At 60.3% G+C, this 20,108-nt stretch carries 14 protein-coding genes, 1 tRNA gene, 2 rRNA genes and 1 pseudogene; 13 read left to right on the forward strand and 5 right to left on the reverse strand.

Annotated features, from left to right (window positions below):
- The first annotated feature begins 86 nt into the window (after window positions 1-86).
- Window positions 87-2,967 (forward strand): 23S ribosomal RNA (locus AC07WT_RS22950).
- Between the two features lie 278 nt (window positions 2,968-3,245).
- A 5S ribosomal RNA gene (gene rrf / locus AC07WT_RS22955) occupies window positions 3,246-3,358 on the forward strand.
- 189 nt (window positions 3,359-3,547) lie between these two features.
- Here the strand turns inward: rrf and AC07WT_RS22960 are convergent.
- Complete coding sequence (locus tag AC07WT_RS22960) at window positions 3,548-4,012, reverse strand: hypothetical protein (protein ID WP_492593065.1); 465 nt, start codon at window positions 4,010-4,012, stop codon at window positions 3,548-3,550.
- 291 nt (window positions 4,013-4,303) lie between these two features.
- A complete protein-coding gene (locus AC07WT_RS22965; protein WP_494948717.1) occupies window positions 4,304-5,149 on the reverse strand; it encodes a FadR/GntR family transcriptional regulator in 846 nt (281 codons plus the stop codon).
- A gap of 275 nt (window positions 5,150-5,424) precedes the next feature.
- On the opposite strand from AC07WT_RS22965, the gene AC07WT_RS22970 reads away from it, so the two are divergent.
- The 11 genes and pseudogenes from AC07WT_RS22970 to AC07WT_RS23020 all read left to right on the forward strand — a co-directional run bounded on the left by AC07WT_RS22970 (window position 5,425) and on the right by AC07WT_RS23020 (window position 15,782).
- Complete coding sequence (locus tag AC07WT_RS22970) at window positions 5,425-6,633, forward strand: ABC transporter substrate-binding protein (protein WP_494948718.1); 1,209 nt, start codon at window positions 5,425-5,427, stop codon at window positions 6,631-6,633.
- Window positions 6,634-6,700: 67 nt separating this feature from the next.
- Complete coding sequence (locus tag AC07WT_RS22975; RefSeq protein ID WP_492593068.1) at window positions 6,701-7,561, forward strand: branched-chain amino acid ABC transporter permease; 861 nt, start codon at window positions 6,701-6,703, stop codon at window positions 7,559-7,561.
- Window positions 7,558-8,598: a branched-chain amino acid ABC transporter permease gene (locus AC07WT_RS22980; RefSeq protein ID WP_494948719.1), complete on the forward strand. Its 1,041-nt coding sequence runs from the start codon at window positions 7,558-7,560 to the stop codon at window positions 8,596-8,598. Before AC07WT_RS22975 ends, AC07WT_RS22980 begins: the two co-directional genes overlap by 4 nt.
- Complete coding sequence (locus AC07WT_RS22985) at window positions 8,595-9,362, forward strand: ABC transporter ATP-binding protein (protein ID WP_494948720.1); 768 nt, start codon at window positions 8,595-8,597, stop codon at window positions 9,360-9,362. The genes AC07WT_RS22980 and AC07WT_RS22985 overlap by 4 nt, the downstream gene beginning before the upstream one ends.
- Window positions 9,359-10,060: an ABC transporter ATP-binding protein gene (locus tag AC07WT_RS22990; RefSeq protein WP_494948721.1), complete on the forward strand. Its 702-nt coding sequence runs from the start codon at window positions 9,359-9,361 to the stop codon at window positions 10,058-10,060. Before AC07WT_RS22985 ends, AC07WT_RS22990 begins: the two co-directional genes overlap by 4 nt.
- Window positions 10,061-10,093: 33 nt before the next feature.
- Window positions 10,094-10,738 (forward strand): annotated as a pseudogene (locus AC07WT_RS22995) (hydantoinase/carbamoylase family amidase); the annotation flags it as partial.
- 141 nt (window positions 10,739-10,879) lie between these two features.
- Window positions 10,880-12,370, forward strand: coding sequence for a M81 family metallopeptidase (locus AC07WT_RS23000; protein ID WP_494948722.1), 1,491 nt, complete (start codon window positions 10,880-10,882; stop codon window positions 12,368-12,370).
- 89 nt (window positions 12,371-12,459) lie between these two features.
- A tRNA-Val gene (locus AC07WT_RS23005) sits at window positions 12,460-12,536 on the forward strand.
- A gap of 387 nt (window positions 12,537-12,923) precedes the next feature.
- Window positions 12,924-13,157: a hypothetical protein gene (locus AC07WT_RS23010; protein ID WP_494948723.1), complete on the forward strand. Its 234-nt coding sequence runs from the start codon at window positions 12,924-12,926 to the stop codon at window positions 13,155-13,157.
- A 464-nt stretch (window positions 13,158-13,621) separates the two neighbouring features.
- Window positions 13,622-14,458 (forward strand): NAD-dependent epimerase/dehydratase family protein, encoded by an 837-nt coding sequence (locus tag AC07WT_RS23015; RefSeq protein ID WP_494948724.1) that lies wholly within the window; start codon window positions 13,622-13,624, stop codon window positions 14,456-14,458.
- 31 nt (window positions 14,459-14,489) lie between these two features.
- Complete coding sequence (locus AC07WT_RS23020) at window positions 14,490-15,782, forward strand: MFS transporter (RefSeq protein WP_492593075.1); 1,293 nt, start codon at window positions 14,490-14,492, stop codon at window positions 15,780-15,782.
- Window positions 15,783-15,953: 171 nt separating this feature from the next.
- Here AC07WT_RS23020 and AC07WT_RS23025 read toward each other — a convergent pair whose 3' ends face one another.
- The 3 genes from AC07WT_RS23025 to garL all read right to left on the reverse strand — a co-directional run bounded on the left by AC07WT_RS23025 (window position 15,954) and on the right by garL (window position 19,950).
- Window positions 15,954-18,017: a glycoside hydrolase family 28 protein gene (locus AC07WT_RS23025; RefSeq protein WP_494948725.1), complete on the reverse strand. Its 2,064-nt coding sequence runs from the start codon at window positions 18,015-18,017 to the stop codon at window positions 15,954-15,956.
- 207 nt (window positions 18,018-18,224) lie between these two features.
- Complete coding sequence (locus tag AC07WT_RS23030; protein WP_492593077.1) at window positions 18,225-19,118, reverse strand: 2-hydroxy-3-oxopropionate reductase; 894 nt, start codon at window positions 19,116-19,118, stop codon at window positions 18,225-18,227.
- A gap of 46 nt (window positions 19,119-19,164) precedes the next feature.
- Window positions 19,165-19,950: a 2-dehydro-3-deoxyglucarate aldolase gene (garL, locus tag AC07WT_RS23035; protein ID WP_492593078.1), complete on the reverse strand. Its 786-nt coding sequence runs from the start codon at window positions 19,948-19,950 to the stop codon at window positions 19,165-19,167.
- Window positions 19,951-20,108: the final 158 nt, after the last annotated feature.

The following is a 20,108-nucleotide window of genomic DNA, read 5'->3' on the forward strand; positions in this document are numbered from 1 at the left end:
ACGGCGCAACACGAATACTCAACCTGTAGCGATTGTGAGCAACGCTTCATCCCCAGTGGGTGAGGTGTGAGACACACCCGTTATAGGGTCAAGCGAACAAGTGCATGTGGTGGATGCCTTGGCGATCACAGGCGATGAAGGACGCGGTAGCCTGCGAAAAGCTTCGGGGAGCTGGCAAACGAGCTTTGATCCGAAGATGTCCGAATGGGGAAACCCACCTCTTTTGAGGTATCCATGGCTGAATACATAGGCCATGAGAAGCGAACGCGGTGAACTGAAACATCTAAGTAACCGCAGGAAAAGAAATCAACCGAGATTCCCAGAGTAGTGGCGAGCGAAATGGGACCAGCCTGTACTCTTTATCTTTGCTGTTAGTCGAACGCTCTGGAAAGTGCGGCCATAGCAGGTGATAGCCCTGTAGACGAAAACAGCGAGGAAGAACTGGGTGTACGACAAGTAGGGCGGGACACGTGAAATCCTGTCTGAAGATGGGGGGACCATCCTCCAAGGCTAAATACTCGTGATCGACCGATAGTGAACCAGTACCGTGAGGGAAAGGCGAAAAGAACCCCGGGAGGGGAGTGAAACAGATCCTGAAACCGCATGCATACAAACAGTCGGAGCCTTTGAAAGAGGGTGACGGCGTACCTTTTGTATAATGGGTCAGCGACTTACATTCAGTGGCAAGCTTAACCGATTAGGGCAGGCGTAGCGAAAGCGAGTCCGAACAGGGCGTTCAGTCGCTGGGTGTAGACCCGAAACCAGGTGATCTATCCATGGCCAGGATGAAGGTGCGGTAACACGTACTGGAGGTCCGAACCCACTAACGTTGAAAAGTTAGGGGATGAGCTGTGGATAGGGGTGAAAGGCTAAACAAACCTGGAAATAGCTGGTTCTCTCCGAAAACTATTTAGGTAGTGCCTCGTGTATCACCTTCGGGGGTAGAGCACTGTCATGGTTGTGGGGTCCATTGCGGATTACTACGCCATAGCAAACTCCGAATACCGAAGAGTGCAATCACGGGAGACAGACATCGGGTGCTAACGTCCGGTGTCAAGAGGGAAACAACCCAGACCGCCAGCTAAGGTCCCGAAATATGGCTAAGTGGGAAACGAAGTGGGAAGGCTAAAACAGTCAGGAGGTTGGCTTAGAAGCAGCCATCCTTTAAAGAAAGCGTAATAGCTCACTGATCGAGTCGTCCTGCGCGGAAGATGTAACGGGGCTAAGCCATATACCGAAGCTGCGGATGCACAGTAATGTGCATGGTAGGAGAGCGTTCCGTAAGCCTGCGAAGGTGCACTGGAAAGTGTGCTGGAGGTATCGGAAGTGCGAATGCTGACATGAGTAGCGATAAAGGGGGTGAAAGGCCCCCTCGCCGTAAGCCCAAGGTTTCCTACGCAACGTTCATCGGCGTAGGGTGAGTCGGCCCCTAAGGCGAGGCAGAAATGCGTAGCTGATGGGAAGCAGGTTAATATTCCTGCACCATTGTTAAATGCGATGGGGGGACGGATCGCGGAAGGTTGTCCGGGTGTTGGAAGTCCCGGTTCCTGTGTTGGAGAAGGCGCTTTGGCAAATCCGGGCGCGCAATTCAAGGGCATGGGACGAGTGGCTTAGGCCATGAAGCAACTGGAAGTGGTTCCAAGAAAAGCCTCTAAGCTTCAGTTTAACAAGACCGTACCGCAAACCGACACAGGTGGGCGAGATGAGTATTCTAAGGCGCTTGAGAGAACTCGGGAGAAGGAACTCGGCAAATTGGTACCGTAACTTCGGGATAAGGTACGCCCCTGTAGCTTGACTGGCCTGCGCCAGAAGGGTGAAGGGGTTGCAATAAACTGGTGGCTGCGACTGTTTAATAAAAACACAGCACTCTGCAAACACGAAAGTGGACGTATAGGGTGTGACGCCTGCCCGGTGCCGGAAGATTAAATGATGGGGTGCAAGCTCTTGATTGAAGTCCCGGTAAACGGCGGCCGTAACTATAACGGTCCTAAGGTAGCGAAATTCCTTGTCGGGTAAGTTCCGACCTGCACGAATGGCGTAACGATGGCCACACTGTCTCCTCCCGAGACTCAGCGAAGTTGAAGTGTTTGTGATGATGCAATCTCCCCGCGGCTAGACGGAAAGACCCCATGAACCTTTACTGTAGCTTTGCATTGGACTTTGAACCGATCTGTGTAGGATAGGTGGGAGGCTATGAAGCGTGAACGCCAGTTTGCGTGGAGCCGTCCTTGAAATACCACCCTGGTCTGTTTGAGGTTCTAACCTTGGTCCGTGATCCGGACTGGGGACAGTGCATGGTAGGCAGTTTGACTGGGGCGGTCTCCTCCCAAAGTGTAACGGAGGAGTACGAAGGTACGCTAGGTACGGTCGGAAATCGTGCTGATAGTGCAATGGCATAAGCGTGCTTAACTGCGAGACCGACAAGTCGAGCAGGTGCGAAAGCAGGTCATAGTGATCCGGTGGTTCTGTATGGAAGGGCCATCGCTCAACGGATAAAAGGTACTCTGGGGATAACAGGCTGATACCGCCCAAGAGTTCATATCGACGGCGGTGTTTGGCACCTCGATGTCGGCTCATCTCATCCTGGGGCTGTAGCCGGTCCCAAGGGTATGGCTGTTCGCCATTTAAAGAGGTACGTGAGCTGGGTTTAAAACGTCGTGAGACAGTTTGGTCCCTATCTGCCGTGGGCGCTGGATATTTGAAGGGGGCTGCTCCTAGTACGAGAGGACCGGAGTGGACGAACCTCTGGTGTACCGGTTGTCACGCCAGTGGCATCGCCGGGTAGCTATGTTCGGAAGAGATAACCGCTGAAAGCATCTAAGCGGGAAACTCGCCTTAAGATGAGATATCCCCGGGGCTTCGAGCCCCTTGAAGGGTCGTTCAAGACCAGGACGTTGATAGGTCAGGTGTGCAAGCGCAGTAATGCGTTAAGCTAACTGATACTAATTGCCCGTAAGGCTTGATCCTATAACAGGTGTGTCTCGACCAGAGTTAGCGCTTTAGCTGTCGGCCGGAGTTAGTGCTTTAGCACTTACTCCGGGCCCATGCAAAGCCCTTACTCTGGTCCGATCCCCGAAGGGGATGCGTGTGAACTCCAGATGGGGTAGCAGAACACACAGGTTGAGAGATCGATGTTGTGCCTCGAACAACACAACTCCCGCTGGTGAGCCTCACCAGACACTACTTCTTCCCGATTGGCGGTATTGCCCAGGGCCCCAAACCCCGCAATACGGCAACAAGTCATGCCTGATGACCATAGCGAGTCGGTCCCACCCCTTCCCATCCCGAACAGGACCGTGAAACGACTCCACGCCGATGATAGTGCGGATTCCCGTGTGAAAGTAGGTCATCGTCAGGCTCCCCAGCAGCACCAGAAACCCCACCCGGAACGGTGGGGTTTCTGCGTTTACGGCTCCGGAAACGGCAACACAGAAAGGCCGTCCATCGCCGTGCGCCTACCGCCGCACGCTGCAGCATCCCCAGCCCTCCTCGCAGCAGCCCGATCCGGCTTGCCCCATGCGTAGCCGCAGCGCCAGAAACAGCATAATCAAGCCCGTTTCCGCACCGGCATCTGATTCGACATACCCGCGGTAAACCGATCGAGCCGTTCACTGGCATCGGTGATTGCCCAAAGCGGTGCGCTGTGCAGTTGCTGATCATAATTCGTCGCAATTGCGGCGAACAACTCGAATGCTGCGCTATCCAGCCGCCACTCGCCGGTCTCCCTGCCGATATCGAAAACCATTGACACAGCACGCTCGGCTGCGCTGAGCTGATCGCCGGTCGCGGAGCCGAAGCCGGATTCAGCCAGAAAGCCGGTCAGCAGCATGACCTGTGTGAGCGTTTGCGCATCGGTCACGCCGCCGGCGCCGCGCCGCAACGCGTCGAGCGCCAGATGGACGCGCAGCGCGAGCTCATCGGCGGTCTGCCGGGCGATCGGCAACAGCATCGCCTTGGCATGCCGCGCACGCGCGGCGCCGGTGTGACGGGAAAACGGAATAGCTTGTGCCATGAAGGTCCAATGTTTGTGCCTTTGCAGATGCAATAACGGCGCGCGCGGTAAAAGGTTGAGCCCTCCGGCGAGCATTGTCCCGCTATGGGCTGAATCTCCTGGCGATCGGGGCCTGCGCATGATCCGCCATTGCGCGCGATACCGTGACCGCGATGGTCGCAAGACAACACCTGCGGCCGGAACCAGGCAATTTGATACGATCGCAAATCTCGGACGCTCGTTCTGGCGAGCCGCCGACGCATGTCAGTGATACACCGGCCGCGGCAGCGTCCCACTGCCGCATGCAGACGCTTAAGCCTCGTCCGCGTCATCGGTCGGTGCAACGCTGCGCGCTCGCACACGCCGACGGATCTCCGAATCGAGAATCAGCCTCCCGCGCAGTTTTCCCTTCATCCTCTTCACATAACGTGGCGCTTCTGTCATGTGAACGATCATCAACTCACGCACTTTCTCGACGTCGCGTTCTCGTGCCGCTTTCGTGATTGCTTTGTGGATCTTCACGTTGGCCTGACCGAAACGCTCATGTTCGGCCTGCGGCGTATCGTTACGAAACTCGATCAATTGCCGGATCATCTCGTTGATCAATTCGCAACTAAAACGCAGGAACGGGTTTGGATTCGCAGCGGCGAGGATGTCGTGGAAATTTACGTCCTCCTGACGTTGCCGCACGATGTCCGGCCCACCATGCGGCGAGACCGGCCGATCACAACACGCAATGCTCGCTTCGAGCGCTTCGAAATCCTGTTCAGTCAGATGCGGTACCGCGCCTGCAGCCAACTCTGGCTCCAGCAGCTTACGCACCGTGTAAATATCGTCGATCGATACGTCCTTGAAGAACAGATAGTTCTGCAACAGCTGTAGCGTGCGATCCAGCGGCACCTCCACCACCATGCCGCCACCGCTCGGGCCAGTCGTCACCTTGATGAGACCTTGCACCTCGAGCGACTTCAGCGCCTCGCGAATCGTGCTCTTGCTCACCGAAAAAAGTTGCTGCAACTCCACCTCGCGAGGCAGACGGTCACCCGGTTTCAGGTTCTTCTCCGTAATGAGCCGCTTGATTTCCTCTGCGACCAGATCGCCGCGCTTTTGCTGCTTGATTTCGATCGCGGCGCCAGCCTTGGTTCGATCCATGGCCATCTTCGATGCTCCCAGTTTTGTCCTGCACCATCTTCCGTCCGTCCACGTGCTTCCTCGCCACGTGGCGGCCACCTTGCGGCAGCCAGGAATTTTGCCTTATTGACACTCGAATTTATTGTACCTACGATCGAATTCAATCTATTTATCATGATAAATAGAACAAAGCCGGTGTAGTGGAAAACTTCACGGCGGCCAGCCAGCTTTCGCAGTCGTTCGCGCAGTCATTCAGTTTCGCAGTCGGTCACATGCGTGTCTCTTTCCTAAGGAGCGTCACTTTGAATCGCCGAAATATGTTGAAACTGGCCGCGTTGTCGGCCGTTCCCGGGGCGTTCGGCTCGCTGGTCGCGCGTAGCGCGTCCGCGCAGACCGGCATGCTGCAGTTCGCCTGTCCGGTGCCGATGTCGGGCCCATTCGCGGCAAACGGCAAGTACGCCGATCTCGGCATGAAGCTGGCAATCGAGCAGTACGGCAAGGTGCTTGGCGAGTCGCTTGCCTACACGGTGCTCGACACGGAAGGCAAACCCGCAACAGCGGTGCGTCGCGTTCAGGAAATTGCGCAGCAGAAGAACGCGCGCTTCTTTGCCGGAGGTATTTTGTCATCCGAATCATTGGCGATGGGCAAGGAAGTCGAGAAGGCGGGCGGCGTCTTCATCACTACGGCAGGCGCTGACGAAATCACCGGCAAGGACTGCAACGACGCCACCTTCCGCTGGTCGGTGCCGACCTACGGTGCGATCGAGCAGACGGTGCGCCCGTTGATCCAGACCCAGCCGAAAGCGAAGCGCTGGTACACCATTACGCCGCAATATGTATTCGGCGAAGGCCTGCTATCCGCGGCCAAGGCGATTTTCAAAGAGAAGGGTATCGAGCATGTGGGCAACAGCTACCACTCGCTCAACGAGAAGGAATTCAGCGGCTATCTGACCAATGCGGTCGCTGCAAAGCCCGACGTCCTGTTGATTCTGAACTTCGGCTCGCAATCGTCCGATACGTTGCGTCAGGCCGTGAGCTTCGGAATGAAGAACAATTGTACGATTCTGCTGGCGTGGGCCTCCGGCCTCGAGCAGTTCGAATCGCTTGGCGCGGACCTGTGCGAAGGCGTCTATTTTGGCGCGCAGTATTGGCATGACATCGATTCGCCGCTCAATCGCGATCTCGTCAAACGCACGAAGGCTACGTTCAAAGCCAATCCGAACTACAGTCTCGCCGGCTCCTATATCTGCACCAAGATCCTGCTCGACGGTATCGTGAAAGCCGGCAACGTCGATCCAAAGAAGGTGGTCGCAGCGCTCGAAGGGATGAAATACGACGGTTTGACCGGCCCGGAAGAAGTGCGCAAGGGCGATCATCAGGTTCTGAAGAATTACTATCTGTTGAAGGGCAAGGCGAAGAACAAGATGAAAAACGCCGACGACTATGCGGATATCGTCAGTTCGGGCCAGTCGTTCCTGCCGCTCGACAAGACCGGCTGCAAGATGGCTTGATGGATTCGCGCCGCGTGCGCTGCACGTTACCGCAATGCCCCATCGCAACACCCTTTAGACGGACGCCATGAACGTTTATCTCCTGCAGATCGTCAACGGCATCGGAGTGGGAATGCTGTATTTCCTGCTCGCAGTCGGTTTGTCGATCGTGTTCGGCCTGCTGCGCTTCGTGAATTTTGCGCACGGCGCGTTCTATCTGCTCGGCGCGTATTTCTGCTATCAGGCGATGCAGTGGTCGATGAGTTTCTGGACCGCGCTGGTAGTCGTGCCGATCGTGGTGGGCGCGCTTGCGTGGGTCGTCGAAAAGGTGATCCTGCGGCACGTCTATGCCCAACAGCACGAGTTTCATATTCTCGTGACGGTTGGCCTTGCGCTGGTCGTGCAGGAATGCGCAATCCTGATCTGGGGGCCGCTCGGCGACAACGTACCGGTGCCCGAGATGCTGAACGGCGTGGTGATCTGGGGCGGCTTCGTGTATCCGAAATACCGTCTGTTCGTCATCGGCTTCACGGCCGTGCTGGCCGCGTTGCTGTGGTGGGTGCTAGAAGGTACGCGGCTTGGCAGTGCGGTGCGGGCGGGGAGCGAATCGACCGAGATGGTGTCGCTGCTCGGCATCAACGTGCTACGCGTTTTCAGCCTCGTATTCGCGCTCGGTGCGGCAACCGCCGCTCTGGCCGGCGTGCTCGCCGCACCGATTCGTGGCGTCGATCCGTTCATGGGCATCGAGGCGCTTAGCGTTGCCTTCGTGGTGGTGGTGGTCGGCGGCATGGGGAATTTTCTCGGCGCACTGGTCGGCGGCTTGCTGGTGGGGATCGTGCAGAGCGTGATGAGTACCTTGTGGCCGGAAGGCGCGAGGTTGATGATATACGTCGCCATGGCCGCGGTGCTGTTGCTGCGGCCGAACGGTTTGCTCGGGAGAGCGGCATGATCGATACGTCGAAGCCTATCGCGCAAGGCGCTTCTCCCCACGCGATGAAACGCAGCCTGCGGCACTTTCTGCATCGCTATCGTTTCCTGCTGCTTGCGTTGCTGGTGGTTTGCGTGCTGCCGTTGACGCTGCGCTCGGGATCGCTCGCCACCGAAGTGCTGGTGTTCGCGCTTGCCGCACTGGGCTGCAATCTGCTGCTTGGCCATACCGGTTTGCTGTCGTTCGGGCAGGGTATTTTCTTCGGTCTCGGCAGTTATTGCGCGGGTCTGGTCCTCACGAAAACAGCCTTGCCGATAGCGGTGGCATTGCTCGCCGCGATAACGATCGGTGCGGTGGCGGCTGCGCTGGTCGGCTGGTTTTCGATCCGCCAGCGTGGCACCTACTTCGTGATGCTGACGCTCGCGTTCGGGCAACTGTTCTACTTCCTCGCTTACACGACGCCCGATCTCACCGGCGGCGACAACGGCTTGCTCGATATTCCGCGCCCGGCGCTCTCGCTATTCGGCAAAGCACTCGTACCGTTGACGTCGCCGTGGCAGTACTATGGTTTCGTCGCAGTGCTGTTCCTGGTGGTGTTCTGGCTGCTGATGCGTGTTTCGCACTCGGTGTTCGGCCGCACGTTGCTGGCCATTCGTGATAACGAAGCGCGCGCAGCCGCGGTCGGCTACGATGTCAAGCGCTTCAAGCTGATGGCGTTCGTGATCTCCGGCGCGGTGACGGGCCTCGCCGGCGCGCTGCATGCATTGATGACGGGCATCGCGCCGCTTTCCAACATCGATTACCACACGAGTGAGATGATCCTCGTGATGACGGTGATAGGCGGCACAGGCAATCTGTTCGCGTCCGTGTTGGGTGCGGCGTTCTATGTGCTGTTCGCCGACTGGCTGTCGACGCTATGGCCGCGCCGGCTGTTGCTGCTGGGCATCGTACTGATCGCTGTCAGCCTTTTCATGCAGCGTGGGCTGTGGGGATTGGGCGAACGCATCTGGCAATCGCTGCGGCGCAACCCCGTCGATGCGGGCAAGGAGCGCGTATGAGCGAAGCGCTTCTGCAAGCGAACGGCGTAGTGAAACGCTATGGCAAATTCACGGCGCTCTCCGAAGTCGATCTGCGCATCATGCCGCGCACCGTGCATTCGGTGATCGGTCCGAATGGCGCTGGCAAGACGACGCTCTTTCACGTGTTGACCGGCACGGTGCCGGTCACGGCGGGCAAGATCGTTTTCGACGGTCACGATGTCACGCATGAACCGGACCATAAGCGCGTACGCCGCGGCGTCGCGCGCTCGTTCCAGGTGACGAGTCTGTTCGCCAATCTGAGCGTGCGCGAAAATCTGCGGCTCGCCGCGCAAGGTGTCGACGCGGTACGCGCGCTGAATGCATGGACTCCGCCGCACGGTGCGCTCACGCATGCGGACACGGTCGACAGCGTGCTGGAACGGCTTGTGTTGCAGCGCTTTAGCGACGTATCGGCAGGCGCGCTCTCGCATGGCCAGCAACGGCGGCTCGAAGTCGGCATGGCGCTCGCCGCGCGGCCCAAGGCGATCTTTCTCGACGAGCCCACTTCAGGCATGGGCATCGACGACCTCGACGATATGAAGCAACTGATCCGCGGTCTGCGCGACGACTACACGGTCGTTCTGATCGAACACAACATGGGCATCGTGATGGACATCTCCGACACGATCACCGTCATGCAGCAAGGACGGGTGCTGGTGGAAGGCCGTCCCGACGACATTCGCGGCGACGAGCGCGTGCGCAGCGCCTATCTCGGCAATATGATCACCGGAGGCCGTGCATGATTCTCGACGTGCAGCGGATTCACGGCTTCTACGGCAAGAGTCACATCCTGCAGGGCGTGACGCTGCAGATCAACGACGGCGAAACGGTCACCCTGTTAGGCCGCAACGGCGCGGGCAAATCGACGACGCTAAAAGCCATTGCGGGCGTCGTCGCGCCGCAACGCGGCACGGTGACGTTCAATGGCGCGGTGATCGGCGGCATGCCGCCGCACAAGATCGCCTCGCGTGGCGTGTGTTTCGTGCCCGAGCATCGCGGCATTTTCCGTCTGTTGACGGTCGAAGAAAACTTGCGGCTCGGCGCGCGCAGGGATTCGCCGTGGCAGCTCGATGACATCTACCGCATTTTTCCACGTCTGAAGGAACGGCGCACGAACGGCGGTGCGCAACTCTCGGGCGGCGAACAGCAGATGCTCGCGATCGGCCGCGCGCTGATGAATCATCCACGTCTGTTGATGCTCGACGAACCGGTTGAAGGTCTCGCGCCGGTGATCGTCGAAGAGATCGTCGTGCAGCTCAAGCTGATCCGCGAAGCGGGCGTTGCGATTCTGCTGGTCGAGCAGAACCTCGAGGTTTGCTCGCAACTCGCGGATCGTCACTACATCATCGAACAGGGCGTGATCGTCTATGAAGGCGATAACGCGTCGTTCGCCGCCGATGAATCGATCAAGGACCGCTATCTGGGTGTCGGCGTAGTTTGACGTACGCTCTGCCTTCAATACGAGGAAGCATCGATGCAAGTTCATGAATCAACCACCGTCTGTGCGCTCACCGATTTGCGCGTCGACGGGTCACGGCTCTGGAACAGTCTCATGCAACTCGCGCAAATCGGCGCGACGGAGAAGGGCGGTGTGTGCCGGCTCGCGCTGACCGGGTTGGACCGCGAGGCGCGCGATCTTTTTGTCACGTGGGCGAAGGAGATCGGCTGCAGCGTACGGATCGATGCGATCGGCAACATCTTTGCGCGCCGTGCCGGTCTGCGTGACGACCTGCCGCCGGTGATGACCGGCAGCCATATCGACACGCAACCCACCGGCGGCAAATTCGACGGCAACTATGGCGTGCTCGCCGGTCTCGAGGTATTGCGCACGCTGGCCGATGCCAGTGTGCAAACGGTTGCACCGCTGGAAGTCGCCGTATGGACCAATGAGGAAGGCTCGCGCTTCGTGCCGGTGATGATGGGCTCCGGTGTGTTCGCCGGTGCATTCACGCTCGAGCATGCGCTCGAACAACGCGATCGCGAGGGCGTTGCGGTGCGCGACGCACTAGCGGCGATCGGCTATGCGGGTAAGAATGAAAAGCCGCATGCGGTCGGCGCATATTTCGAAGCGCATATCGAGCAGGGTCCCGTTTTGGAGGCACATGACACGACGATCGGCGGCGATGATTTTCGTGCCGTGTAAAGACGGCATCAGCCACAACGAAATCGAGGACGCACGCGCGGACCATCTGGAAGCCGGTTGCAACGTGCTGTTGCAGGCTATGCTGAACGCGGCGCAAACGGCAGGGTGCGCAAAGCCATGAAAGTCCTGATCGCAAGGATGAACCACGAGACCAACACGTTCTCGCCGGTCGACACGCCGCTCGCAGTGTTCGGACACAACGGCCCGAGTTACGGCGACGACGCGTTCAACGAGAACAAGGGCATGCAGACGGCAATGGCCGCGTTCATCGACGCAGCCGAGCGCGAACAGGCCGAGATCGTGACGCCGGTGTCGGCGTCGGCGAATCCGAGCGGGCCGGTCGCCGCCGCCGCGTACGATGCGATCTGCAATGCGATCGTGGCGGCTGCAGCGGGCTGCGATGCAGTGATGCTCGACCTGCACGGCGCGATGGTCGCGGAGAATTCGAACGACGGCGAAGGCGGTCTGCTCGAGCGCGTGCGCGCCGCGTTGCCCAACGCACCGATCGCCGTCGCGCTCGATCTGCACGGCAACGTCACGCAGAAAATGATCGACAACGCCGATGTGATTGTCAGCTTCAAGACCTATCCGCACGTCGATATGTATGAGACCGGCGCGCACGCGGCGCGCCTGATGTTCGATCTGGTTCACGGCAAGACGAAGCCGGTGATCGCATGGCGTCAGCCGCCACTGCTCACGCATACGCTGCGCAGTGCGACCGCCGAAGGCGCGATGAAACGCGCGGTGGACGCCGCGCGCGCAGCCGAGACCGAGGGCATGCTCGCGGTGTCGGTGCTGTCCGGCTTCTCACTGGCCGACATCGAGGCGCCGTGTATCAGCGTCGTCGTCGTGGGGAATGGCGATCGCGCGAAGGCGGAAGCGGTGGCGGAGCGCATCGCGCGGCAGATCTGGGCCGAACGCGAGGATTTCGTTTACCGCAGTGCGCCGCTGGCGGAATCGGTCGCGCAGGCGGCGGCGCTCGCGCAGGGCGCCGACAAGCCGGTGCTGCTGCTCGATCACGGCGACAACTGCATGTCGGGCGGCACGTGCGACACGATGGACTTGCTCGAGGAAGCACTCAAGCAGAATCTCGAGGATGTCGTAAGCGGACCGTTGTGCGATCCGCAAGCGGTCGCGGCACTGATGGCGGCAGGCGTCGGCAGCACGGTGACGGTGACGGTCGGCAACAAGGTCTCCGGCAAAGCGGTGACGCCACGACTGCCGGTTTCTGTGACCGGCGTAGTGCGCGCGCTGACCGACGGCGAATACGTGATCAGCGGTCCGACCTACACAGGCCAGCGTGCCTTCATGGGCCGCGCGGCGGTGCTCGACACCGGTACGGTGAAACTCGTGATGACCGAGCGCACGCACGAACCCTGGGATCTCGGCGTGTTCGAGAGCGTCGGTATCGACCCGCGCCGTGCGCGGTTTCTGTTGCTCAAGTCGCGTATGTATTGCCGGCCGGTTTTTGTGCCGATTGCCGCGGCACTGGTGGAGTGCGATAGCCGCGGCGTGACGAGTTCAGACTATGGACTCTTTACCTTCGAGCATGTCAAGCGGCCGGTCTATCCGCTGGATGCGCACACCGAATGGGCGAAGCCAGGTTGAATGGCGCACCAACGCACGCGCGGACGCGCTCGCGAGTAAAAGAGGGGCTTGTGCTGCGCGCGGGGAGTCTCTATAATTCGCGCCTCTAAAGGCTCGTAGCTCAGTTGGTTAGAGCACCACCTTGACATGGTGGGGGTCGTTGGTTCGAATCCAATCGAGCCTACCAACGCATAGGTGACGTAGGCGGAAGCTGCTCAGCTTCCGCCTACTGTCATGTTCTCGCATCGCATCGGCGCACGTCTTCATCGCGCAGCCGTCTTTTCTCTGAGTTCCCACGCTTACAGGCGGCACTCGCCGTCGAAATACGCTTTGCGCCAGCGTGTGATCGTCACGCGCTCGGACAAGTCGACCAGCGAGAACGGATCGGCGGCAATGAAGTGCTCGGCTTCTTCACGCGTTTCCAGATCGAGCCGGATGTTTGTTCAACTCCAGGCAAGAATCGTCGCCGTGTACACGATGCCGATCCAGAGCATCATGATGACCGGGCAGGGCTCGCCTGCGGGCAATCTGTTGGCGACGGTGGTGCATTCTGGCGAAGTCGTTTCCGGTCCAAGTGCGCTACACCGGAATTTCGCTTTCCTATCAGATTTGCGGCATGGTGTTCGCCGGCACCACGCCGATTCTTGGGCGGTACCTGCTTGGCGCGACCGGCACCATTCTGTCCGTTGTCGCGCTTGGGATCGTGCACGTGCCGATCACGTTGTTCTGCGCGCTGGGACTGGTGACGCGCATGCGGCAGGAAGGCGTACGCGACGAGGCACGGGCCGCGGCATTGGCGCAGAGCTGAGCGGAGCCGCAGGCTGCTTCGTCAGGCAGGTTGGGAGAGTTGAGAAAGTCCGCCGTCGCCGGCAAAGGCGCGGCGGACTTTTTGCATTGTGCGGGACCCGGCGATTGAGGGGTGCGTTGAGCCGCGGATGAAAACCCCCGAGGCCCGGATTTGCTCGGCCGTCATCAGACGCAACGGTCTTCGACGCCAATAGCCATTTACGTAATATGACATCGCATAACTAAAATGATCGCCTTGTCCGTTTAATCGAATATTTGGCGGGTTTTATCGCTGAGTGTTCGGGTAAATGCCTAGTTGAAATCCATCCTGGCATCTGTGATAGTACGTTATCGTACAACATCGCACATTCATTGTGCTACCGATTGCCAGTTCGAGCGCGCACCCCTCCCTTCACACAGACCCGCTTGCTGAGTGTCGCCCCTCGCGCCACAGCTCATTCGTCTGAAACGCTGTAAAGGAACCTTATGAAGAAGATTGCCCTGAGTGGGGCCGGTGGCCAGCTCGGCTCCGTAGTGAGGACTGCGCTCATCGCGCGCGGCATCCCCTTGCGGTCGGCTGCGGGCTCGCGGCCCCTGGCCCCTCTGGTCGAAGGCGAGGACCTGATGCACGGCGACCTCCGCGAGCCTGCGGTCGTCGATCATCTGCTGGACGGCGTGGACGTGCTGATCCACTTTGCGGGCACGAGCGTCGAACGTCCGCTGCCGGAGATCATCGAGAACAACCTGCGCGCGCTGGTCGAGGTTTACGAAGGTGCGCGGCGGAATGGTGTGCGGCGTGTCGTGTTCGCCAGCTCAAATCACGCGATCGGCATGTACCCGGTCACCGAACACCTCAGCCTCGACTGTGAGCTGCGTCCGGATGGTTTTTACGGCCTGAGCAAAGTGTGGGGCGAAGCCCTCGCAAGAATGTATTGGGACAAGCACGGCATCGAAAGCATCTGCGTGCGCATCGGCAGTTGTCTCGAGCGGCCGACCGAGCCCCGGCATCTGAGCACCTGGTTCGGGCATAGCGACCTGCTGCATTTCCTCGATCGCTGTATCGAGGCCGAGGACGTGGGGTTCATGACCGTCTGGGGTGTCTCGGCCAACCAGCGCAGCTGGTGGGATAACAGCGGCGCCGAACGTCTGGGTTATCAGCCGAAACAGGACGCCGAGGTCTACGCCGCGGAAGTGCTGGTCAAACCGAACCCGCTCGATGCTTTGGGCCAACACTACCAGGGCGGCAGCTTCGTCGGCCTGGACTACTCGCGCGACGGCGGTGAGGCCGACAGTTCGGCCGCCCCTGTTGCCCGGCCCAACTGATTGACGACAGAGGCGACGAGGAGACAACGCAATGAAAGTCAAAGGCATTCGCTGGTGGATGGTCAGCCTGGTCGCGGCCGGGCTAATCATTAATTATCTCGCGCGGAACACGCTGTCAGTGGCGGCGCCGACGCTGATGAAGGACCTCCATATCAGCACCGAGCAGTACTCGCATGTCGTGGTTGCGTGGCAGTTGTGCTATGCGTTCATGCAGCCGGTTGCGGGCTATTTGCTCGACACGGTCGGCACCAAGATCGGCTTTGCGGCCTTTGCGCTGGCCTGGTCGGTGGCCTGTGCCGCGGCAGCATGGTCCACGGGTTGGCGCAGCCTTGCGTTCTTCCGTGGGTTGCTCGGCATTGCCGAGGCGGCCGGCATCCCGGCCGGCGTCAAGGCGACAAGCGAGTGGTTCCCGGCCAAGGAACGTTCGGTCGCGATCGGCTGGTTCAACATCGGCTCGTCGATCGGCGCACTGCTCGCGCCGCCGCTGGTCGTCTGGGCCTTGTTGCACGGGCAATGGCAATTGGCGTTCATGATCGTCGGTGTGGCGGGCATCGTCTGGAGCGCGCTGTGGATGCTGCTGTACAAGCACCCGCGCAACCAGAAGCTGCTGAGCGAGACGGAGCGGGATTACATTCTGAGCGGGCAGGAGGCAAAGCACAGCGATGCCGGCAGCGCCAGGCGCCGCTGGACTGAAATGCTCGGCAGCCGCAACTTCTGGGCGATCGGTATCCCGCGGATTCTTTCCGAACCTGCCTGGCAAACCTTCAACGCCTGGATTCCGCTGTACATGATGACCGAGCGTCACATGAACCTGAAGCAAGTCGCACTGTACGCCTGGATGCCCTTCCTGGCTGCGGACATCGGCTGCGTGCTCGGCGGCTACCTCAGTCCGTTATTCCACAAGTACGCAAAAGTGTCGTTGTTCACGTCGCGAAAGATGGTTTTCGTATTCGGCGCTTTGTGCATGATCGGACCGGCATGCGTCGGACTGGTCGCCAGTCCTTACGCGGCCGTTGCGCTGCTGTGCGTCGGCGGTTTCGCTCACCAGACTTTGTCGGGCGCGCTGTACGCCATCACCTCCGACATGTTCGGTAAGAACGAAGTCGCGACCGCCACGGGTATGGGCGGCATGGCGGGCTATCTCGGGGCCGCAGCGTTCACGGCACTGTTTGGTGTGCTGGTGACGCAGGTCGGTTACAGCCCGCTATTTGTCGTGCTGGCGGTATTCGACATCGCCGCCGCCGTCGTGGTGTGTCTGCTGGCTAGAAGCGGCGACCGTACGCCCGAACTGCGCTGGGCCGTAGCGAACCCCGCGGTCAAATAAACAATCGCGAGGCTCGAGAGGAAACGGCGTAGTTCAGTGTGTTGAATTGGCGGCGCCCACGGGCGCCGCTTTGCGTTTATGGTCCGTCCGATGCGTGTGGTGCGTTGAGTATCCGGGCTATCTCGTCCGCGCAGGGGCGAAGACTCATCCGCGCCCCTTTCTGCTTCCCGATTAGCGCTGATCGACGACTGTCGTGTTGTAAGTCGTCGAGCCGATCATCACGTTGTTCAACGTGATGCCGTTGACGTTGTACGCATAGATCGGTCCGGGCGTCGTTGCGGTCGCCGGACCGGCGGAAACCGCCGTCCCCAGGTTGCAGTTCGAGATCGTGACGTTACTGATAGGCGGTACGGCCGGCGCCGGGCTCGGGCCGTTGTAGTCGAACGCGACCGGCCCCTGCGCCACGATCGCCTGAAAACAGGAGCCCGTGACGCCATTGAGCGTGACGTTGCCCGCCTGCACGTTCGAGATGTTGACGTTCTGGATCATGGCCGGGCGGGTGCGGATCGCGTCGTTGGCCGGCTGATAGTCGCAGTCGAACGTGATCAGGCCGCCTTGTGCCGCCGACGGATTGCCCGCCGTCGCCGTGACGACGCCCAGCGGCACCGTGCCGTTGATCGGACTACCGGCCAACAGCGCACTGCCGTATCCGCTGCCTTTCAGACTCACGCCGTTGGGCAGTGTGACCGTATCGACGTAGAAGTTCTTCACGAAGCCGCCGCGATTCATATTCGTCTTGATACGAATCGCGATGTTCAGCGGATTGGTGGCCCAGTTCTGGTTGAGCATCTCCAGATTGCGCGCGTAGATGTTCTGCACACCGCCGCCCATCTCGCTGCCGAGCGTGATGCCGCCATGGCCACTGTTCATCGTGCAGTTCTGGATGACGTGATTCTGCGCGGGGCCATACTGCGTATCGAGATCCTTGCCGGACTTGATCGCGATGCAATCGTCGCCGGTGTTGAACGTGACGCTGTCGCAGAGCACGTTGTTGCAGGCATCCGGATCGAAGCCATCGTTATTCGGGCCGATGCTGTCCGCCGTCACTCCGCGAATCACGACGTTCTTGCAATCGGTCGGATGATGCTGCCAGAACGGCGTGTTGTTGGTCCGATAGTTCTCCATCAACACGTTGGTGCAGCCGATGAACTCGACCATGCACGGACGCAGATAATGCCCGATGCCGAAAATGCGCTGCACGATCGGCACGCCCGCTTCGGAAAGCGCCGGCAGGTAGTTCTGGTCCAATTGCCAGGGTGTCGTGGAGCTCGTGAGCAGCGCGTAGAGCGCATCGGAAATGCCGGGCGCGGCGGTTCTCAGATCGACGTTCTTCGGATTGCCGTAGGCTTGTGACGGCGTGGATGAATTCACGCAGCCATAGGCGCCGTTCGAACCCTTGTAGGTCCACCAGCAGGTGCTGGTGTTGCCGCTTCCGGCGAACGGCGTCATGGCCTGGCCATTCAGAATCGAGGTGGAATCCTCGCCTGTCAGCGCGATGTTGGTCTGATTGCGCGCGTAGACCGGCGCGCCGTAGTTGAGGCAATCGTTCGCCTGCCAGCGGCTGTAGAAGAGGTTGCCGTTCGCGCCGCAGTTGACGGGGCCGTCCTTCGCATAGTCGGCCGGGTTGGGGCTGAAATAGATCGTGCAGTTCGCGCTGAGGTGGAAGTTCACATTGCTGAGCAGCACGATTGGTCCGGCGCAGTACCACGTGCCGGCCGGCACGACCACGCGGCCGCCCCCGGCCGCATTGCACGCCTGGATCGCGGCGAGAAACGCGGGGCGCGAGTCGAAGGCATTTGCTGCGTTGGTTTGCGTCGAGCCGGGGCTCGTCAGCGATGAGGCGCCCGTATACGGATTGGTCGTGGCGACCACCGCACAAGTCTGCGCGCCGTACTGGGTGACCACATAATCGCGGGCCGGAAACATCGACTGGGTAATGCCCTGCAGCGACGCGATGATCTGCGTCGCTGCGCCCGAGGTACCCCAGATCGGATCCTGCACGACCGGTGGCGTGGATGGGGAGTCGACCGAGGAGCCGCAGGCGGACAGTCCGCCCAGCAGAGTCGCACCCGCGGATGTGCCTGCGAGCACGATAAACGCTCTGCGCGCAGGTGAATTCGGTTCGCGCTGGTTGCTGATTCTCGACGTCGCCTGCCTGCTGTTCTTTTTGTCTTGTGTTGCCACGGATGTCTCCTTGCCTTCTGCGGGCTCTATCTGTAATCGCTGGTGCTGCATGTGCTGCGGTTTGTCGATTCTGCGTTTATGTGTACGGGTATCGAAAGTCCAGGTAAGTCATCCTTAATGTTTTGAGTAAATCATTGATCAATGGATGTGGAGGGTTGTTGCCGAGCGTGCGCGCATGCGCCGTTCCGCTTTCTCTAATTGCTCAGAGCCAGCGGAGCGGCGTTGCGGGTGGGGTTGGCCCCGGTCGGGGCGACTGATTTACGCGCTCGGCTGGCCGATTTCGTGATTGGCGAGTATTTCGAGCGCGCGCACCATCGCGGAGTGATCCCACGCTTTGCCGCCATGCGCCACACAGGCGTTGAAGAGTGCCTGGCAGGTGGCCGTATTCGGCAAGGAAACGCCGAGTGATTGCGCGGTCGAGAGCGCGAGATTCAGGTCCTTCTGGTGGAGCTCAATGCGAAAGCCCGGGTCGAAGGTACGTTTAGTCATCCGGTCGCCGTGCACTTCGAGGATGCGGGAGGACGCGAATCCGCCCATCAGCGCTTCGCGCACGCGCGCCGGATCGACGCCGGCTTTGGACGCGAGCAGCAGTGCTTCTCCGACTGCCTCGATCGTCGCCGCGACGATCACCTGATTGGCCACCTTGCACACCTGTCCGGCGCCGACCTCCCCGATCAGCGTGACGTTCTTGCCCATCATGTCGAAGAGCGGCTTGACGCTACCGAAGGTCGCGGTAGCGCCACCCACCATGATGGTCAGCGAGCCGGCCTTTGCGCCGACCTCGCCGCCGGAAACCGGCGCATCCAGGTAATCGGCGCCGCGCTCGCGCACGTGTGCCGCGAACTCGCGTGTGGCCATCGGCGAAATCGAACTCATATCGACGACGGTTTGTCCCGCGCGCAATGCATCGGCGAGACCGTTTTCGCCGAACAGCACGCGCTCGACATCCGGCGTGTCCGGCACCATGATGAAAATCACGTCCGCATGCGCGGCAACGGCGGCCGGGCTGTCGCAAGCGACCGCGCCGGCCTGCTTGAGATCGTCCGGCACGCCGCTGCGTGTGAATGCGGCGAGGGCGACGCCGTTCTTGAGAAGGTTGGCCGCCATGGGCTTACCCATGATGCCGAGTCCGATAAAGCCTGCTTTTTGCATGGAATGCTCCGAAGATGTCATCGCGGCGGCTTTGCTGCTGGTCCGCTCATTTCTGCATGAAGTGTTTTTGCACCGACTGCGCGGCGGATTTGAGCAGCCCCATATCCGCGCAAACCGCGACGACGCGGCAACCCATCGAAATATAGCGCTCGGCGTCGGCCTGGACGGGAGCGAGAATGCCGCTCGGCTTGCCGGCCGCCTGCGCGCGTTCGAAGACGCGCGCGATCGCCTGCTGCACGTCAGGGTGGCTCGGGTTGCCGATGTGGCCGTAGGCGGCAGCGAGATCGGACGGTCCGACGAACACGGCATCGACTCCGTCGACGGCGAGAATCTCGTCGATCGAGTCGACGGCTTTGCGGCTTTCGATCTGGACGATCACGCAGACGTTGTCGTTGGCGATGTCGAAGTAGTCGGGCACGGTCGCATAGCGATTGCTGCGTTGGCTCGTGGAGACGCCGCGGATGCCCTGCGGCGGGTAGCGAGTCGCGGCGACAGCGCGGGCCGCGTCCTCGGCGCTATCGACGAACGGCACGAGAAAGTTCGAAAAACCGCTATCGAGGAGCCGCTTGATGAACACGCTGTCATTCGCCGGCGGCCTGACGACCGGCGCGCTCGGGCTGTCCTTGAGCGCCATCAACTGCGGGATCAGCGTGAGAACGTCGTTCGGCGCGTGTTCGGCGTCCAGCAACATCCAGTCGAAGCCGACGATGCCGAGCAATTCCGTGACAATCGGGCTGGCGAGCGAGACCCAGCAGCCGATCACGGTTTCGCCGCCGCGGACCGCGCGGCGGAAACTATTGGGTAAAGTCCGGTACGGCGTGGCGGCTGACATAGGCTGTCTCCTCAAACTGCAATGAATCGGGCGCGCTCCAACGGGTATTTAACCAAGCGTTATAAGTCGTCGTACGTCTTGGTAAAGGTTAGCTCGGCATGATTCTTCGCGACAGGCACGTAAACCCGCATTTTGGCTCGGATGGGTGTGCGACGGTT

Source organism: Paraburkholderia sp. GW821-FHT02A12, from assembly GCF_059422005.1.